The following is a 15,500-nucleotide window of genomic DNA, read 5'->3' as shown; positions in this document are numbered from 1 at the left end:
ACGTAGTGAACCGGGGCAGTAACCCGGTGGTTACAGAAGTATTCGGTGGAGCGGTAGTTCAGTCGGTTAGAATACCTGCCTGTCACGCAGGGGGTCGCGGGTTCGAGTCCCGTCCGTTCCGCCACCTATTTAAACTAAGCCTGCTTTATTAGCAGGCTTAGTGGTAAGAAATTTAGGGGCGTAGCTCAGTTGGTAGAGCACCGGTCTCCAAAACCGGGTGTCGCGAGTTCGAGTCTCTCCGCCCCTGCCATATAAAGGATCCTTTGCTTCGGCAAAGGATTTTTTTTGCGTCTAAGAAAGCCCAAACTTCCCTTTTTTAACCTCTTTGCGTTGCGTCCCTGCAACATTTCTCTTAATCCATCACATTGATTTTAAGCAGATCTTTAATTTGCCCTTGCTTGTCACTGTTCTGTAGCCAGATGGCATACAGTGGCCTCTGGAGCAGGACTGAATCCGTCACCGTATACAGGCCGGATTTCTGACTCGCCCAGCGCTGTGGTAACCAGGTGCAGCCTTTTAGCGATGCCAGTTGCTGGCAGGCTATCTCAGCGGAACTGGTGGTCAGGACCGGCACATCATCAATGGCAATCAAACCCGCCTCATGCGGCTGGAAATCAGGTCCCCACTCTAGTCGCAGATAATTCAGGTCGCTCTTCATGGCCGAAGGTTCAGCCGCATAAAGCCCCAAGGTAAATTGCCCGAGGATCTGGCTGCTAAATTCATCCATTTTCGGTGCTTCGGTGGTGATCAGCAGATCCAGCTGTCGTTCATGTAACTGCTTTACCAGCGACTGCCGCTGCGCAATGCGCGCCTCGAACTGTAGCTGCCCATAAGAGCGATACAAACGGCTAAGCCAGGGGCTTAGCATGCATTCCCACAAAGAGGCACTGGCACCAATAGAAAACTCATTATGCTTTGAGGTATGAGCTACTTCTTTACGCGCGGCCTGCCAGGTGTTCATCAGAGTCTCTGCATAGGGCAGAAGTTTTTCACCTGCGGGCGTTAAGCGAATGTTGTTGCGATGACGAGTGAAAAGGTTCACCCCAAGCTGATTTTCAAGCTGACGAATACGAAAGCTCACCGCCGACTGAGTCAGATAAAGCGCTTCTGCGGCGCGCCCGAAGTGGCGAGTTCTGCTCACTTCGAGGAAAGTTTTTAGCAATTCCGTATCCACGGTTTTCTCCGCAAAATAATTTGTCGTTATGATTTAAATGTTTTGTTGGACGCTCTGTCAAGCGTAACTAATACTCCGCGCCATAAATAGCTCGGCCAAAGATATAGGAGCGTGTAGGATGGCGGAAAGCTTTACGACGACTAATCGTTTTTTCGACAATAAAAATTATCCACGCGGATTTTCTCGCCATGGTGATTTCACCATCAAAGAAGCACAACTGCTTGAGCGCCACGGTTATGCCTTCAATGAACTGGATTTGGGAAAACGTGAACCCACCACTGAAGACGAAAAATCGTTTGTAGCCGTCTGCCGTGGCGAGCGTGAGCCGGTAACGGAAGCGGAGCGCGTATGGATCAAGTATATGGGCCGTATCAAGCGTCCAAAACGGTTCCATACTCTGTCTGGTGGTAAACCACAGATGGAAGGTGCAGAAGACTACACCGAGTCAGACGATTAAGAAAAAGGGGCTACGGCCCCTTTTTTCATCTCAGCATCTTTTGCAGGTGCAGCAGCAAGCGATCGATAGCGCGATAGCTCAGGGCTTCCTGCAGGTGCCTGCGTTCAATCGTTTCACTCTCTTCCAGATCGGCAATCGTACGGGCCACCTTCAACAGCCGCTGCCAGGCACGCACCGACAGGCCAAATCGGGTAAGGGTCTCTTCCAGCCACAGGGCGTCTTCTGCCGCAAGTAAGCAATACCTGCGTATCTCCGCATTATCCAGGTGAGCATTGAGTTTATGTTGTCTTACCCGCTGTCGCTCCTGCGCAGCAATCACTCTGTTTCGCACGGTGATGCTGGATTCTCCTTTGGTATGCGTCTGGCTTAATAACCCTGGCGGCGGTAGCGGAATCTCAAGCGATAAATCGAAGCGATCCAGAAATGGCCCCGATAAGCGCCCCAGATAGCGAAGCGTCTGCTCTGGCGAACAGCGATTATGGTTGCCTTGATAGTGCCCCGTTGGGCTGGGATTCATGGCGGCGATAAGCTGAAAGCGAGCGGGATAACTGATCTTTGCGCGGGTGCGGGAGATATTTATCTGCCCGGATTCGATAGGCTCGCGTAAGGCATCCAGTACACGTCTTTCAAACTCAGGTAACTCGTCCAGAAAGAGAATGCCGTTATGCGCCAGTGAGATCTCACCCGGCACGGGAATCGCGCCCCCGCCCACCATGGCCACGAGCGAGGCGCTGTGGTGCGGTGCGCGAAAAGGGCGCTGACGCCACTGCTTATACATCGATGAGGCGTTAACGAGGCTCAGGATTGCCGCACTCTCCAGCGCTTCATGGTTGCTGAGTGGCGGGAGCAGGCCATCAAGTCGGCTCGCGAGCATGGTTTTACCGGTACCAGGGGGGCCAATCAGCAGCAGATTGTGCGCGCCAGCCGCAGTGATCTCCAGCGCCCGTTTACCTTGTTCCTGACCGATGATATCTCTGATGTCCCGGTCGCTCTTTTCTATCGCGAATGGCTCCTGAACGGGCGCAGCCAGCTCGTGTCGGCCTTCAAGAAAGGCGCATACCTCCTGCAAATGCCCGGCCACCAGACAGCCTTTTTGTTCAATAAGGCTAACTTCGGCAGCATTATCATTGGCGACAATAATCTCTCTGCCAGCCTGAATGGCCGCCAGGGCACCCGATATTGCGCCGGGAACCCCTCTTAATGCGCCTGTAAGCGCCAGCTCACCCACGAACTCGTATGTGCTCAGTCTGGAAGAGGAGAGCTGCTCAGAGGCAGCGAGAAGCGCAATGGCGATAGGTAAATCATATCGCCCGCCTTCCTTGGGTAAATCGGCAGGCGCCAGGTTGATGGTGATCTTTTTGGCCGGAAAGGTATAACCGCTATTGATGATTGCGCTGCGTACCCGGTCTCTGGCTTCCTTGACGGTGGTTTCTGGCAGGCCGACCAGGGTTAAGCCCGGCAGGCCATTACTGAGGTGAACCTCAACGGAAATCAGCGGCGCTTTGACGCCTAACGCAGCGCGGGTATAAACAACCGACAGTGACATAAAGACCCTCCTTGAAGCGCCACTATGTCACGGTGATGTGATGACCTTTACCGGCAAAGGGTGTTTTTACACGGCCTGTTCCTGAATATTTTTACGAAATTGTAATCTTTTCATCGTCATGGAAGCCCGCTCGCAGATCGTAATAAGCATTTCTTCTCGCCTCTCCTGCGCACAAAAAAGTGAAATTAATTCATTTTCTATTTTTGTCATAAAAAACAATGATATTTATCTAAATTATTAGCGTAATAAGAAAGTGGATTATAAAAAAATGTTGTGTTCGGTTCGATATCTGTGATAACTCTTTAGGTATTCCTTCGAACAAGATGCAAAAAGAACAGAAAATGACAGCCCTTCTACTAGTGATTAGCCTGGTCGTGATTAGCGTGGTGGTGATTATTATCCCACCGTGCGGGGCTGCACTTGGACGAGGAAAGGCTTAATAATCAAGCCTTAACGAACTAAGACCCCCGCACCGAAAGGTCCGGGGGTTTTTTTATGACCTTAAAACATAAGCGAGGAGCAGAACATGAGTAGTAGCACAAAATTCTGTTTCTCTCGATTTACGACGGGGAAGTAACTATGAATGGCGCACAGTGGGTAGTACATGCGTTGCGAGCGCAGGGAGTCGATACCATCTTCGGTTACCCGGGCGGCGCAATTATGCCGATTTACGATGCTTTGTATGACGGCGGCGTGGAACATCTGTTGTGCCGACACGAGCAGGGTGCAGCGATGGCGGCCATTGGCTATGCGCGTGCAACCGGGAAAACCGGCGTCTGCATGGCGACCTCCGGCCCGGGCGCAACCAACCTGATCACCGGTCTGGCTGATGCACTGCTTGATTCTGTTCCCGTGGTGGCCATCACCGGCCAGGTCGCTTCCCCTTTCATCGGCACCGATGCTTTCCAGGAAGTGGACGTTCTCGGTTTGTCACTGGCTTGCACAAAACACAGCTTCCTCGTGCAATCCCTGGAAGAGCTGCCGCGCGTCATGGCGGAAGCCTTTGAGGTGGCAAACTCAGGCCGTCCAGGCCCGGTGCTGGTTGATATCCCGAAAGATATCCAGGTTGCGTTAGGGGATCTGGAGCCGCACTTCTCCACCGTTGAGAATGATGATGCGTTTCCATTTGCAGAAGTCAGCGAGGCCAGCCAGATGCTGGCCCATGCGCAAAAGCCGATCCTCTATGTAGGCGGCGGAGTAGGGATGGCGCAAGCGGTTCCGGCCCTGCGCGAATTTATTGCCACTACCCGGATGCCCGCTGCCTGCACGTTAAAAGGGCTGGGCGCGGTGGATGCCGATTACCCGTACTACCTTGGCATGCTGGGGATGCACGGCACGAAAGCCGCCAACCTCGCCGTGCAGGAGTGTGACCTGCTGATCGCCGTGGGTGCGCGTTTTGATGATCGCGTAACCGGCAAGCTGAATACCTTCGCACCGAATGCCAAAGTCATTCATATGGATATCGACCCGGCAGAGATGAATAAGCTCCGCCAGGCACACGTGGCCTTGCAGGGCGATCTCAACGCGCTGTTACCTGCGTTACAGCAGACTTTAGCGATCGATGCGTGGCGGCAGCATGCGGCAGAAATGCGCCGCGAACACGCCTGGCGCTACGACCATCCTGGCGACGCGATCTTCGCGCCGTTGCTGCTCAAGCAGCTGTCGGATCGCAAACCGGCCAACAGTGTCGTGACCACCGACGTGGGTCAGCATCAGATGTGGTCAGCGCAGCATATGACTTACACGCGCCCGGAAAACTTCATTACTTCAAGCGGCTTAGGCACGATGGGCTTCGGATTGCCAGCTGCGGTAGGTGCCCAGGTGGCGCGCCCGGACGATACGGTGATCTGTGTCTCTGGTGATGGCTCCTTCATGATGAACGTGCAGGAGTTGGGCACCATCAAGCGCAAGCAACTGCCGGTGAAGATCGTACTGCTGGATAACCAACGTTTAGGCATGGTGCGCCAGTGGCAGCAGCTCTTTTTCCAGGAGCGTTACAGCGAAACCACCCTGACCGATAACCCCGATTTCCTCGTTCTGGCCAGCGCCTTCGGCATTCCTGGCCAGCACATCACCCGTAAAGACCAGGTTGAAGCGGCACTTGATGAAATGCTGTCAAGCAAGGGGCCTTACCTGCTTCATGTCTCAATCGACGAACTTGAGAATGTCTGGCCGTTGGTGCCGCCCGGCGCCAGTAACTCACAAATGCTGGAGAAATTATCATGATGCAACATCAGGTCGCCGTGCAGGCTCGCTTCAACCCGGAAACGTTAGAACGTGTATTGCGCGTGGTGCGCCATCGTGGGTTCCAGATATGTTCGATGAACATGGAAACCGCCACCGACGCGCAAAACATAAATATCGAATTGACCGTTGCCAGCCAGCGCCCCGTCGAATTACTGTTTAGCCAGTTGAGCAAACTGGTCGACGTCGCCCGGGTCGATATCCAGCAGCGTGCCGCTACATCACAAACACAACAAATTCGCGCCTGAGCGCAAAGGAAGAAAAATGACGACGAAAAAAGCTGATTTCATTTGGTCCAATGGTGAGATGATTCGCTGGGAGGACGCTAAAGTCCACGTGATGTCCCACGCGCTTCACTACGGTACGTCTGTTTTTGAAGGCATCCGTTGCTACGACTCACACAAAGGTCCGGTTGTGTTCCGTCATCGCGAACACATGCAGCGTCTGCGTGATTCAGCCAAAATTTATCGTTTCCCGGTTTCCCAGAGCGTGGATGAGCTGATGGAAGCTTGCCGCGCCGTCCTGCGCAAAAACAACCTGACCAGCGCCTATATTCGTCCTCTGGTATTTGTGGGCGATGTGGGTATGGGCGTCAACCCGCCAGCCGGTTACACCACTGATGTGATCATCGCCGCGTTCCCGTGGGGAGCCTACCTCGGCGCAGAAGCGCTGGAGCAGGGGATCGACGCGATGGTTTCCTCCTGGAACCGTGTGGCACCAAACACCATCCCGACCGCAGCAAAAGCGGGCGGTAACTACCTCTCCTCCCTGCTGGTTGGCAGCGAAGCCCGTCGCCACGGCTATCAGGAGGGTATTGCCCTGGATGTGAACGGCTATATCTCTGAAGGTGCAGGTGAGAACCTGTTCGAAGTGAAAGATGGCATTCTGTTCACGCCGCCGTTTACCTCCTCAGCCCTGCCGGGCATCACCCGTGACGCCATCATCAAGCTGGCGCAGGATCTGGGCATCGAAGTGCGCGAGCAGGTTCTGTCCCGTGAATCGCTGTACCTGGCCGATGAAATCTTTATGTCCGGTACCGCGGCAGAGATCACGCCAGTGCGCAGCGTTGACGGCATCCAGGTGGGCGAAGGCCGCCGTGGTCCGGTGACCAAACGTATCCAGGAAGCATTCTTTGGCCTCTTTACCGGTGAAACCGAAGATAAATGGGGTTGGTTGGATCAGGTTAATCAATAAGCATAAATATGGGACGGCACGCACCGTCCCATTTACCAGATAGACGGGAGTAAATAACGCATGCCTAAGTACCGTTCCGCCACTACCACTCACGGCCGCAATATGGCGGGCGCCCGCGCGCTGTGGCGCGCCACCGGAATGACCGACGCCGATTTCGGCAAACCGATTATCGCCGTGGTCAACTCTTTCACCCAATTTGTACCGGGTCACGTGCACCTGCGCGATCTCGGGAAGCTGGTTGCCGAGCAGATTGAAGCCTCTGGCGGCGTGGCGAAAGAGTTCAATACCATCGCCGTGGATGACGGGATCGCAATGGGGCACGGGGGCATGCTTTATTCACTGCCGTCGCGCGAGCTGATTGCCGACTCGGTGGAGTACATGGTTAACGCCCACTGTGCCGATGCGATGGTCTGCATCTCCAACTGCGACAAAATCACCCCGGGGATGTTGATGGCCTCCCTGCGCCTGAACATCCCGGTGATCTTCGTTTCCGGCGGTCCGATGGAAGCGGGTAAAACCAAACTGTCCGACAAGATCATCAAGCTCGACCTGGTTGACGCGATGATTCAGGGTGCTGACCCGAAAGTCTCCGACGAGCAGAGCGAGCAAGTTGAGCGTTCGGCGTGTCCGACCTGCGGCTCCTGTTCCGGTATGTTCACTGCGAACTCAATGAACTGTCTGACCGAAGCGCTGGGTCTGTCTCAGCCGGGTAACGGCTCGCTGCTGGCGACCCACGCCGATCGCAAAGAGCTGTTCCTTAACGCCGGTAAACGCATTGTTGAGCTGACCAAACGCTACTACGAGCAGGACGATGCCAGCGCACTGCCGCGCAATATCGCCAGCAAAGCGGCGTTTGAAAATGCCATGACTCTGGATATCGCCATGGGCGGTTCCACCAACACCGTTCTGCACCTGCTGGCCGCGGCCCAGGAAGCAGAAATTGATTTCACCATGACCGACATCGACCAGCTGTCCCGCAAAGTGCCGCAGCTGTGTAAAGTTGCGCCAAGCACGCAGAAATACCACATGGAAGATGTTCACCGTGCGGGTGGCGTGCTGGGGATCCTCGGGGAGTTAGATCGCGCAGGGCTGATGAACCGTGACGTGAAAAACGTGCTCGGTCTGACGCTGCCGCAAACGCTGGATCAGTACGACGTGATGCTGACCAAAGACGAGTCCGTCAAAAAAATGTTCCGCGCCGGCCCGGCAGGTATCCGTACCACGCAGGCGTTCTCCCAGGACTGTCGCTGGGACACCCTGGATGACGATCGCGCGGAAGGCTGCATTCGCTCGCTGGAAAATGCCTACAGCAAAGATGGCGGCCTGGCGGTGCTTTACGGTAATTTCGCGGAAAACGGCTGTATCGTTAAAACGGCAGGCGTGGACGACAGCATCCTGAAATTCACCGGTCCGGCAAAAGTCTACGAAAGTCAGGATGATGCGGTGGAAGCGATCCTCGGCGGCAAAGTTGTGGCTGGCGATGTCGTGGTGATCCGCTACGAAGGACCGAAAGGCGGGCCGGGGATGCAGGAGATGCTCTACCCAACGACCTTCCTTAAATCTATGGGTCTCGGTAAAGCCTGTGCCCTGATCACCGACGGTCGTTTCTCAGGGGGGACATCCGGTCTCTCAATCGGTCACGTTTCGCCGGAAGCGGCCAGCGGCGGTAACATCGCGATCATCGAAGATGGCGATCTGATCGAAATCGACATTCCGAATCGTGGTATTCAGCTGAAACTGAGCCCTCAGGAAATTGCTGCCCGCCGTGAGGCACAGGACGCGCGTGGGGACAAAGCCTGGACGCCGAAAGATCGTCAGCGCGAAGTCTCCTTCGCCCTGCGTGCTTACGCTACCCTTGCCACCAGTGCGGATAAAGGCGCGGTGCGCGATAAATCCAAACTCGGGGGCTAATGATGGCCGAATCCCAACCTTTATCGTCTGCCCCTGAGGGGGCAGAATATCTCCGGGCGGTGCTGCGTGCGCCGGTCTATGAAGCGGTGCAGGTTACCCCGCTGCAAAAAATGGACAAGCTCTCTTCACGGCTGGATAACGTCATTCTGGTGAAGCGTGAAGACCGTCAACCGGTACACAGCTTCAAACTGCGCGGTGCCTACGCGATGATGGCCGGGTTGACCGACGAGCAAAAAGCGCGTGGTGTGATCACGGCGTCCGCAGGCAACCATGCCCAGGGCGTGGCGTTCTCTGCTGCGCGACTGGGGCTGAAAGCCCTGATCGTCATGCCAGTGGCAACGGCAGATATTAAAGTCGATGCGGTGCGCGGATTTGGCGGCGAAGTGCTGCTCCACGGTGCCAATTTTGACGAAGCGAAAGCCAAAGCCATCGATCTGGCGCAGCAGCAGGGCTTTACCTGGGTGCCGCCCTTCGATCATCCGATGGTGATTGCTGGCCAGGGCACGCTGGCGCTGGAGCTGCTGCAGCAGGATGCCCATCTCGATCGGGTGTTTGTTCCGGTCGGTGGGGGCGGGCTGGCGGCAGGGGTCGCGGTGCTGATCAAACAGCTGATGCCGCAGATCAAAGTCATTGCCGTGGAAGCGGAAGACTCTGCCTGCCTGAAGGCGGCGCTGGATGCCGGTCATCCGGTGGATCTGCCGCGCGTCGGGCTGTTTGCCGAAGGCGTGGCGGTGAAACGCATCGGGGATGAAACCTTCCGCGTCTGCCAGGAATATCTCGACGACATCATCACCGTTGATAGCGACGCTATCTGCGCGGCGATGAAGGACCTCTTCGAGGATGTGCGCGCGGTGGCAGAGCCATCCGGTGCGCTGGCGCTGGCGGGGATGAAGAAATACATCGCGCAGCACAACATTCGCGGCGAGCGTCTGGCCCACGTGCTCTCTGGCGCGAACGTTAATTTCCACGGTCTGCGCTACGTTTCCGAGCGTTGCGAGCTGGGGGAGCAGCGTGAAGCGTTGCTGGCGGTGACCATCCCGGAAGAGAAGGGCAGCTTCCTGAAGTTCTGCCAGCTGTTGGGTGGTCGTTCGGTGACGGAGTTCAACTACCGCTTTGCCGATGCCAAAGACGCATGCATTTTTGTCGGGGTGCGCTTAAGCCGCGGTCTGGACGAGCGAAAGGAGATCCTCTCCTTGCTGCATGAAGGCGGTTACAGCGTAGTGGATCTCTCTGATGACGAGATGGCGAAGCTGCACGTTCGCTACATGGTAGGCGGGCGTCCGTCGAAACCGTTACAGGAGCGTCTGTTCAGCTTCGAGTTCCCGGAATCACCGGGTGCATTGCTGAAGTTTTTGCATACGCTGGGCACGTACTGGAACATCTCCCTGTTCCATTACCGCAGCCACGGCACCGATTATGGCCGCGTGCTGGCGGCGTTCGAACTGGGTGAGCATGAACCGGATTTCGAAACGCGCCTCAATGAGCTGGGTTACGACTGCCATGACGAGACCCATAACCCGGCGTTCAGGTTCTTCCTGGCAGGGTAAACGGCTCGTAGCCGGATAAGGCTCCGGCTAGTGGTTGGGCAGAATTTTCCAGAACGCATCAATAAGCGGCTCATGCAGCCGCTTTTTTTGTGCGCACACGCCAAGCTCGAACGGCGTTTTCTCGTCGCTGCGCTCTAAAATCATCACGCGATTGCGCACCGGTTCCGGGCTGTTCTCCAGCACCACTTCCGGCAGCAGCGCCACGCCGCAGCCGAGCGCCACCATCGAGACCATCGCCTCATGCCCGCCCACCGTCGCGTAAATCGAGGGATTACTGATTTTCTGCCGACGAAACCACAGCTCGATGCGGCGGCGTACCGGTCCCTGGTCGGCCATGATAAAGGGCACCGTTGACCAGTCTGGTTTTTCCACCGAGACCTGATTGCGCACCGGACAAGGCAGCGCCGGGGCAATAAGCACCACCGCCAGATTTTCCAGCATCGAAAACGCCACCGCGCCTGGCAGGGTTTCCGGTTTCCCGGCAATGGCCAAATCCGCTTCGCCTGTGACCACCTTTTCCATCGCGTCGGCGGCATCACCGGTGGTGAGTTTGATCTCTACCGACGGATGTTCGGCGCGGAAGCGATCAAGAATAGGCGGCAGGTGACTGTAGGCGGCAGTAACGGAACAAAAAATATGAAGCTCACCGGAAAGTGATGGCCCTTGCTGGTCGATGGTGTGGCGCAACTGCTGATACTGCAACAAGGTTTGCTGGGCGAACGTGCGCAGCTCTTCCCCGGCTTCGGTAAGCGTCACCGTGCGGTTGTCGCGCACAAACAGCGGCTGGCCAAGGTCCTCTTCCAGGCGCTGGATCTGGCGGGAAAGCGTGGAGGGGCTGACGTGCATGGCGCGTGCGCTGCGGCCAAAGTGACGGCTTTCCGCCAGATGCAGGAATAATTTCAGATCGCGTAAATCCACTGATTCCACTCCCCGTTTTTACATTGCAGAAATTGCAACATGACGTTGTGAATATATCAATTTCCGCAATAAATTTCCTGTTGTAATGTGGGTACATTCTCGCTGAAAAGCGAACCGAACAATAAGACACACAACATCACGAGGTATCACCCATGGCTAACTACTTTAATACACTGAACTTGCGCCAGCAGTTGGCGCAGTTGGGCAAATGCCGCTTCATGGCGCGCGATGAATTTGCTGATGGCGCGAGCTACCTTCAGGGTAAAAAAGTGGTCATCGTCGGCTGTGGCGCACAGGGTCTGAACCAGGGCCTGAACATGCGTGACTCCGGTCTGGATATCTCCTACGCCCTGCGTAAAGAAGCCATTGCTGAGAAGCGCGCTTCATGGCGTAAAGCTACCGAAAACGGCTTCAAAGTAGGCACCTACGAAGAGCTGATCCCGCAGGCGGATCTGGTGGTTAACCTGACGCCAGACAAACAGCACTCTGACGTTGTACGTTCCGTACAGCCGCTGATGAAAGACGGCGCAGCGCTGGGCTACTCTCACGGCTTCAACATCGTTGAAGTGGGCGAGCAGATCCGTAAAGACATCACCGTAGTGATGGTAGCGCCTAAGTGTCCAGGTACTGAAGTGCGTGAAGAGTACAAACGTGGTTTCGGTGTACCAACGCTGATCGCGGTTCACCCGGAAAACGATCCGAAAGGCGAAGGCATGGCGATTGCCAAAGCATGGGCAGCGGCCACCGGTGGCCACCGTGCGGGCGTTCTGGAATCTTCTTTCGTTGCGGAAGTAAAATCTGACCTGATGGGCGAGCAGACCATTCTGTGCGGTATGCTGCAGGCCGGCTCTCTGCTGTGCTTTGACAAGCTGGTGGAAGAAGGCACCGACCCGGCATACGCTGAGAAACTGATTCAGTTCGGCTGGGAAACCATCACCGAAGCGCTGAAGCAGGGCGGTATTACCCTGATGATGGATCGCCTCTCTAACCCGGCAAAACTGCGTGCATTCGCGCTGTCTGAGCAGCTGAAAACCATCATGGCACCGCTGTTCCAGAAACACATGGACGACATCATCTCCGGTGAGTTCTCTTCCGGCATGATGGCTGACTGGGCGAACGACGACAAAAACCTGCTGACCTGGCGTGAAGAGACCGGCAAAACCGCGTTCGAAACCGCTGCGCAGTTCGACGGCAAAATCAGCGAGCAGGAGTACTTCGATAAAGGCGTTCTGATGATTGCGATGGTGAAAGCAGGCGTTGAGCTGGCCTTCGAAACCATGGTTGATTCCGGCATCATCGAAGAATCTGCTTACTACGAATCACTGCACGAGCTGCCGCTGATCGCGAACACCATCGCCCGTAAGCGTCTGTACGAAATGAACGTGGTGATTTCGGATACCGCGGAGTACGGTAACTACCTGTTCTCTTACGCATGCGTACCGCTGCTGAAAGAGTTCATGACCACGCTGCAGACCGGCGACCTGGGCAAAGCGATTACCGAAGGCGCGGTAGATAACGCCCAGCTGCGTGACGTAAACGAAGCGATTCGCAGCCACGAAATCGAGAAAGTGGGCCAGAAGCTGCGTGGCTACATGACCGACATGAAACGCATCGCGGTAGCAGGCTAAAAGCGCATGTCGGGTGGCATTTTGCTTACCCGACCTGCAAAAGAGTCACAGTCCGGGTAAAGCGTAGCTGCCACCCGAAAAAAAGCCCGGAGTTCAAACTCCGGGCTTTTTATTAGTTACGGTACAGCACTTTAATAATGTGGTAACCGAACTGGGTGTGCAGCGGGCCGGTTGGCTCCAGCACCGGGCAAGAGAACACCACTTTATCGAACGCCGGAACCATCTGGCCCTGACGGAATTCACCTAAGTGGCCGCCTTTTTTACCTGATGGGCAGGTGGAGTGCTTTTTCGCCAGCTTCTCGAAGTCGCCGCCGTTCTTGATCTGCTCCAGAAGCTCCAGAGCCAGTTTCTCTTCTTTTACCAGGATGTGCATTGCTGCCGCTGTTTTAGCCATGATCGTGCCTTGAAGGGTTGAGTTAAATCGGGGCGCAATATACCACGCGTTAGCTGCGGTACAGCACCTTAATGATATGGTAGCCAAATTTGGTTTTCACCGGGCCGTAAGGCTTGAGTAGCGGGCAACTGAAGACCGCCTGATCGAAGGGGCCGACCATCGCACCCTGCTTAAACTCACCTAAATCGCCACCGTTACGCCCGGACGGGCATTTTGAATAGCGTTTTGCCAGGTGATCAAAGCTGATGCCGCGCGCCAGTTTGGCGAGGATCTCCTGCGCCAGTTTTTCTTCTTTTACCAGAATGTGCAGGGCCGCTGCGCTCTTTTTCATGGTTCTGCTCTCGGGGTTGATCGCGTTTTCTTCACTTTATCATTAGCCGGTAAATCTGCGCCCGGCTTTCTGCTACAATCCCCACCCCGTTCGAAGATTGAGCAATATTCCCATGCGTTTAAACCCTGGACAACAACAAGCGGTCGAATTCGTTACTGGACCATGCCTGGTGCTGGCAGGGGCGGGTTCCGGTAAAACCCGCGTCATCACGAGCAAGATCGCCCACCTGATCCGCGGCTGCGGCTATCAGGCACGCCATATCGCGGCGGTGACCTTTACCAACAAAGCGGCGCGCGAGATGAAAGAGCGTGTCGGGCAGACGTTGGGGCGTAAAGAGGCGCGCGGCCTGATGATCTCCACCTTCCATACCCTGGGGCTGGATATCATTAAGCGCGAATATGCGGCGTTGGGCATGAAGTCGAACTTCTCCCTGTTCGACGATACCGACCAGGTGGCGTTGCTGAAAGAGCTTACCGAAGGGCTAATCGAAGACGACAAAACGGTGCTGCAGCAGTTGATCTCTACGATCTCCAACTGGAAAAACGATCTGATGAACCCCGAACAGGCCGCGGCAAGTGCCAAAGGCGAGCGGGATCGGATCTTCGCCCACTGCTATAGCCTGTATAACGATCATCTGAAAGCTTGTAACGTGCTCGATTTCGACGATCTGATCCTGCTGCCTACGCTGCTGCTGCAGCGCAATGAAGAGGTGCGCGAACGCTGGCAGAACAAGATCCGCTATCTGCTGGTGGATGAGTATCAGGACACCAACACCAGCCAGTACGAGCTGGTCAAGTTGCTGGTCGGGCAGCGCGCGCGGTTTACCGTAGTAGGCGATGACGATCAGTCGATCTACTCCTGGCGCGGTGCCCGTCCGCAAAACCTGGTCCTGCTGAGCAAAGATTTCCCGGCACTACAGGTGATCAAGCTTGAGCAGAACTACCGCTCATCCGGCCGTATTCTGAAGGCGGCAAACATCCTGATCGCCAACAACCCGCACGTCTTTGAAAAGCGCCTCTTCTCTGAGTTGGGTTATGGCACTGAACTTAAAGTGCTGAGCGCCAATAACGAAGATCACGAAGCTGAACGCGTGGCGGGGGAGCTGATTGCTCATCACTTTGTGAATAAGACCAACTATAAAGATTACGCCATTCTTTATCGCGGGAATCACCAGTCGCGCGTCTTTGAAAAGATGCTGATGCAAAACCGCATTCCGTACAAAATCTCCGGCGGCACCTCGTTCTTCTCGCGCCCGGAGATCAAAGATCTGCTCGCCTACCTCCGCGTGCTGACTAACCCGGATGACGACAGCGCGTTTCTGCGGATCGTGAATACGCCGAAGCGGGAGATTGGCCCGGCAACGCTGCAAAAACTGGGCGAGTGGGCAATGACCCGCAATAAGAGCCTGCTGACTGCCAGTTTCGATATGGGCCTGAGCCATACCTTAACCGGGCGTGGCTATGAATCACTGACCCGCTTTACCCATTGGCTGCGCGAGATCCAGCAGTTGAGCGAGCGAGAGCCGATCGCAGCGGTGCGCGATCTGATCCGCGGCATCGACTATGAATCCTGGCTTTATGAAACCTCCGCCAGCCCGAAAGCGGCAGAGATGCGGATGAAGAACGTCAACCAGCTTTTTAGCTGGATGACCGAGATGCTGGAAGGGTCCGACATCGACGAGCCAATGACCCTGACCCAGGTCGTCACCCGTTTTACCCTGCGTGACATGATGGAGCGCGGCGAAAGCGAAGAAGAAGCGGATCAGGTGCAGCTGATGACCCTGCATGCCTCGAAAGGGCTGGAGTTCCCCTATGTCTATCTGGTGGGCATGGAAGAGGGCATTCTGCCGCATCAGAGCAGTATCGATGAAGATAACGTCGACGAAGAGCGCCGTCTGGCGTATGTGGGCATTACGCGAGCGCAAAAAGAGCTGACCTTTACGCTGTGTAAAGAGCGCCGTCAGTACGGGGAACTGGTGCGCCCGGAGCCGAGCCGCTTCCTGCTGGAATTACCTCAGGATGATGTGCTTTGGGAGCAGGAACGCAAAGTGATTACCGCTGAAGAGCGGATGCATAAAGGCCAGGCCAGTATCGCCAATATTCGCGCGATGATGGAGAAAGCAAAAAACCGTTAGTTAACAGGCCCGGTAAGCGTAG

Annotated in this window: 15 protein-coding genes and 2 tRNA genes; 12 read left to right on the top strand and 5 right to left on the bottom strand. The window is 55.6% G+C overall.

The features are described from left to right. Positions 1-47 precede the first annotated feature (47 nt). Positions 48-124: transfer RNA gene (locus ACF8PE_RS16500), tRNA-Asp, on the top strand. Positions 125-174: 50 nt separating this feature from the next. After that, positions 175-250: transfer RNA gene (locus tag ACF8PE_RS16495), tRNA-Trp, on the top strand. A 102-nt stretch (positions 251-352) separates the two neighbouring features. Here the strand turns inward: ACF8PE_RS16495 and hdfR are convergent. Further along, a complete protein-coding gene (gene hdfR / locus ACF8PE_RS16490) occupies positions 353-1,174 on the bottom strand; it encodes an HTH-type transcriptional regulator HdfR (RefSeq protein WP_032615217.1) in 822 nt (273 codons plus the stop codon). A gap of 118 nt (positions 1,175-1,292) precedes the next feature. Between hdfR and ACF8PE_RS16485 the strand changes: the two genes are divergently transcribed. Beyond that, positions 1,293-1,631 carry a DUF413 domain-containing protein gene (locus tag ACF8PE_RS16485; RefSeq protein ID WP_032615215.1) on the top strand — a complete coding sequence of 113 codons (339 nt, stop codon included), beginning with the start codon at positions 1,293-1,295 and terminating at the stop codon, positions 1,629-1,631. 25 nt (positions 1,632-1,656) lie between these two features. Here ACF8PE_RS16485 and ACF8PE_RS16480 read toward each other — a convergent pair whose 3' ends face one another. Beyond that, positions 1,657-3,177 (bottom strand): YifB family Mg chelatase-like AAA ATPase, encoded by a 1,521-nt coding sequence (locus tag ACF8PE_RS16480; RefSeq protein ID WP_204231706.1) that lies wholly within the window; start codon positions 3,175-3,177, stop codon positions 1,657-1,659. 341 nt (positions 3,178-3,518) lie between these two features. On the opposite strand from ACF8PE_RS16480, the gene ilvL reads away from it, so the two are divergent. From ilvL to ilvA, 7 genes are all read left to right on the top strand, one after another. Continuing rightward, positions 3,519-3,617: an ilv operon leader peptide gene (gene ilvL / locus ACF8PE_RS16475; RefSeq protein WP_023620831.1), complete on the top strand. Its 99-nt coding sequence runs from the start codon at positions 3,519-3,521 to the stop codon at positions 3,615-3,617. 86 nt (positions 3,618-3,703) lie between these two features. Then, positions 3,704-3,754 (top strand): peptide IlvX, encoded by a 51-nt coding sequence (gene ilvX / locus ACF8PE_RS16470; RefSeq protein ID WP_196221615.1) that lies wholly within the window; start codon positions 3,704-3,706, stop codon positions 3,752-3,754. Positions 3,755-3,756: 2 nt separating this feature from the next. Continuing rightward, entirely contained in the window at positions 3,757-5,403 is a 1,647-nt protein-coding gene (gene ilvG / locus ACF8PE_RS16465) for an acetolactate synthase 2 catalytic subunit (RefSeq protein WP_032615211.1), read from the top strand. Continuing rightward, complete coding sequence (gene ilvM / locus ACF8PE_RS16460) at positions 5,400-5,669, top strand: acetolactate synthase 2 small subunit (RefSeq protein WP_032615208.1); 270 nt, start codon at positions 5,400-5,402, stop codon at positions 5,667-5,669. The genes ilvG and ilvM overlap by 4 nt, the downstream gene beginning before the upstream one ends. Positions 5,670-5,685: 16 nt before the next feature. Then, positions 5,686-6,615: a branched-chain-amino-acid transaminase gene (gene ilvE / locus ACF8PE_RS16455; RefSeq protein ID WP_032615204.1), complete on the top strand. Its 930-nt coding sequence runs from the start codon at positions 5,686-5,688 to the stop codon at positions 6,613-6,615. A gap of 60 nt (positions 6,616-6,675) precedes the next feature. Next, positions 6,676-8,526, top strand: a complete 1,851-nt coding sequence (gene ilvD, locus ACF8PE_RS16450; RefSeq protein WP_032615201.1) for a dihydroxy-acid dehydratase — start codon at positions 6,676-6,678, stop codon at positions 8,524-8,526. Positions 8,527-8,528: 2 nt separating this feature from the next. Beyond that, a complete protein-coding gene (gene ilvA / locus ACF8PE_RS16445; RefSeq protein ID WP_191152089.1) occupies positions 8,529-10,073 on the top strand; it encodes a threonine ammonia-lyase, biosynthetic in 1,545 nt (514 codons plus the stop codon). Between the two features lie 27 nt (positions 10,074-10,100). Here the strand turns inward: ilvA and ilvY are convergent, their stop codons facing one another. After that, positions 10,101-10,991: an HTH-type transcriptional activator IlvY gene (gene ilvY, locus ACF8PE_RS16440; protein WP_164541149.1), complete on the bottom strand. Its 891-nt coding sequence runs from the start codon at positions 10,989-10,991 to the stop codon at positions 10,101-10,103. Between the two features lie 152 nt (positions 10,992-11,143). Here ilvY and ilvC point away from each other — a divergent pair, with 152 nt between their 5' ends. After that, the gene (ilvC, locus tag ACF8PE_RS16435; protein ID WP_032615195.1) at positions 11,144-12,619 is read left to right on the top strand and encodes a ketol-acid reductoisomerase; all 1,476 of its coding nucleotides are present in this window, start codon (positions 11,144-11,146) and stop codon (positions 12,617-12,619) included. 112 nt (positions 12,620-12,731) lie between these two features. Here ilvC and ppiC (ACF8PE_RS16430) read toward each other — a convergent pair whose 3' ends face one another. Continuing rightward, positions 12,732-13,013, bottom strand: coding sequence for a peptidylprolyl isomerase PpiC (ppiC, locus tag ACF8PE_RS16430; protein WP_032615193.1), 282 nt, complete (start codon positions 13,011-13,013; stop codon positions 12,732-12,734). 49 nt (positions 13,014-13,062) lie between these two features. Then, on the bottom strand, positions 13,063-13,344 hold the full coding sequence (ppiC, locus tag ACF8PE_RS16425) for a peptidylprolyl isomerase PpiC (RefSeq protein ID WP_032615191.1): 282 nt from the start codon (positions 13,342-13,344) through the stop codon (positions 13,063-13,065). Between the two features lie 112 nt (positions 13,345-13,456). Here ppiC (ACF8PE_RS16425) and rep point away from each other — a divergent pair, with 112 nt between their 5' ends. Further along, positions 13,457-15,478, top strand: a complete 2,022-nt coding sequence (gene rep / locus ACF8PE_RS16420; RefSeq protein ID WP_392495075.1) for a DNA helicase Rep — start codon at positions 13,457-13,459, stop codon at positions 15,476-15,478. Positions 15,479-15,500: the final 22 nt, after the last annotated feature.

The sequence above is a fragment of the Leclercia sp. GLN_9 genome (assembly GCF_043105735.1).
Classification (GTDB): Bacteria; Pseudomonadota; Gammaproteobacteria; order Enterobacterales; family Enterobacteriaceae; genus Enterobacter; species Enterobacter adecarboxylatus.
The sequence above is the reverse complement of the archived record's forward strand: the minus strand, read 5'-3'. Positions and strand labels throughout refer to the sequence as shown.

What these genes read in the sequence shown, in the direction of transcription:
- ppiC (WP_032615191.1), bottom strand. Translation starts at nt 13,344, where the DNA reads ATGAAAAAGAGCGCAGCGGCCCTGCACATTCTGGTAAAAGAAGAAAAA.
- ilvA (WP_191152089.1), top strand. Translation starts at nt 8,529, where the DNA reads ATGGCCGAATCCCAACCTTTATCGTCTGCCCCTGAGGGGGCAGAATAT.
- ilvC (WP_032615195.1), top strand. Translation starts at nt 11,144, where the DNA reads ATGGCTAACTACTTTAATACACTGAACTTGCGCCAGCAGTTGGCGCAG.
- ppiC (WP_032615193.1), bottom strand. Translation starts at nt 13,013, where the DNA reads ATGGCTAAAACAGCGGCAGCAATGCACATCCTGGTAAAAGAAGAGAAA.
- ACF8PE_RS16485 (WP_032615215.1), top strand. Translation starts at nt 1,293, where the DNA reads ATGGCGGAAAGCTTTACGACGACTAATCGTTTTTTCGACAATAAAAAT.
- ilvM (WP_032615208.1), top strand. Translation starts at nt 5,400, where the DNA reads ATGATGCAACATCAGGTCGCCGTGCAGGCTCGCTTCAACCCGGAAACG.
- ilvD (WP_032615201.1), top strand. Translation starts at nt 6,676, where the DNA reads ATGCCTAAGTACCGTTCCGCCACTACCACTCACGGCCGCAATATGGCG.
- ilvG (WP_032615211.1), top strand. Translation starts at nt 3,757, where the DNA reads ATGAATGGCGCACAGTGGGTAGTACATGCGTTGCGAGCGCAGGGAGTC.
- rep (WP_392495075.1), top strand. Translation starts at nt 13,457, where the DNA reads ATGCGTTTAAACCCTGGACAACAACAAGCGGTCGAATTCGTTACTGGA.
- ilvL (WP_023620831.1), top strand. Translation starts at nt 3,519, where the DNA reads ATGACAGCCCTTCTACTAGTGATTAGCCTGGTCGTGATTAGCGTGGTG.
- ilvE (WP_032615204.1), top strand. Translation starts at nt 5,686, where the DNA reads ATGACGACGAAAAAAGCTGATTTCATTTGGTCCAATGGTGAGATGATT.
- ACF8PE_RS16480 (WP_204231706.1), bottom strand. Translation starts at nt 3,177, where the DNA reads ATGTCACTGTCGGTTGTTTATACCCGCGCTGCGTTAGGCGTCAAAGCG.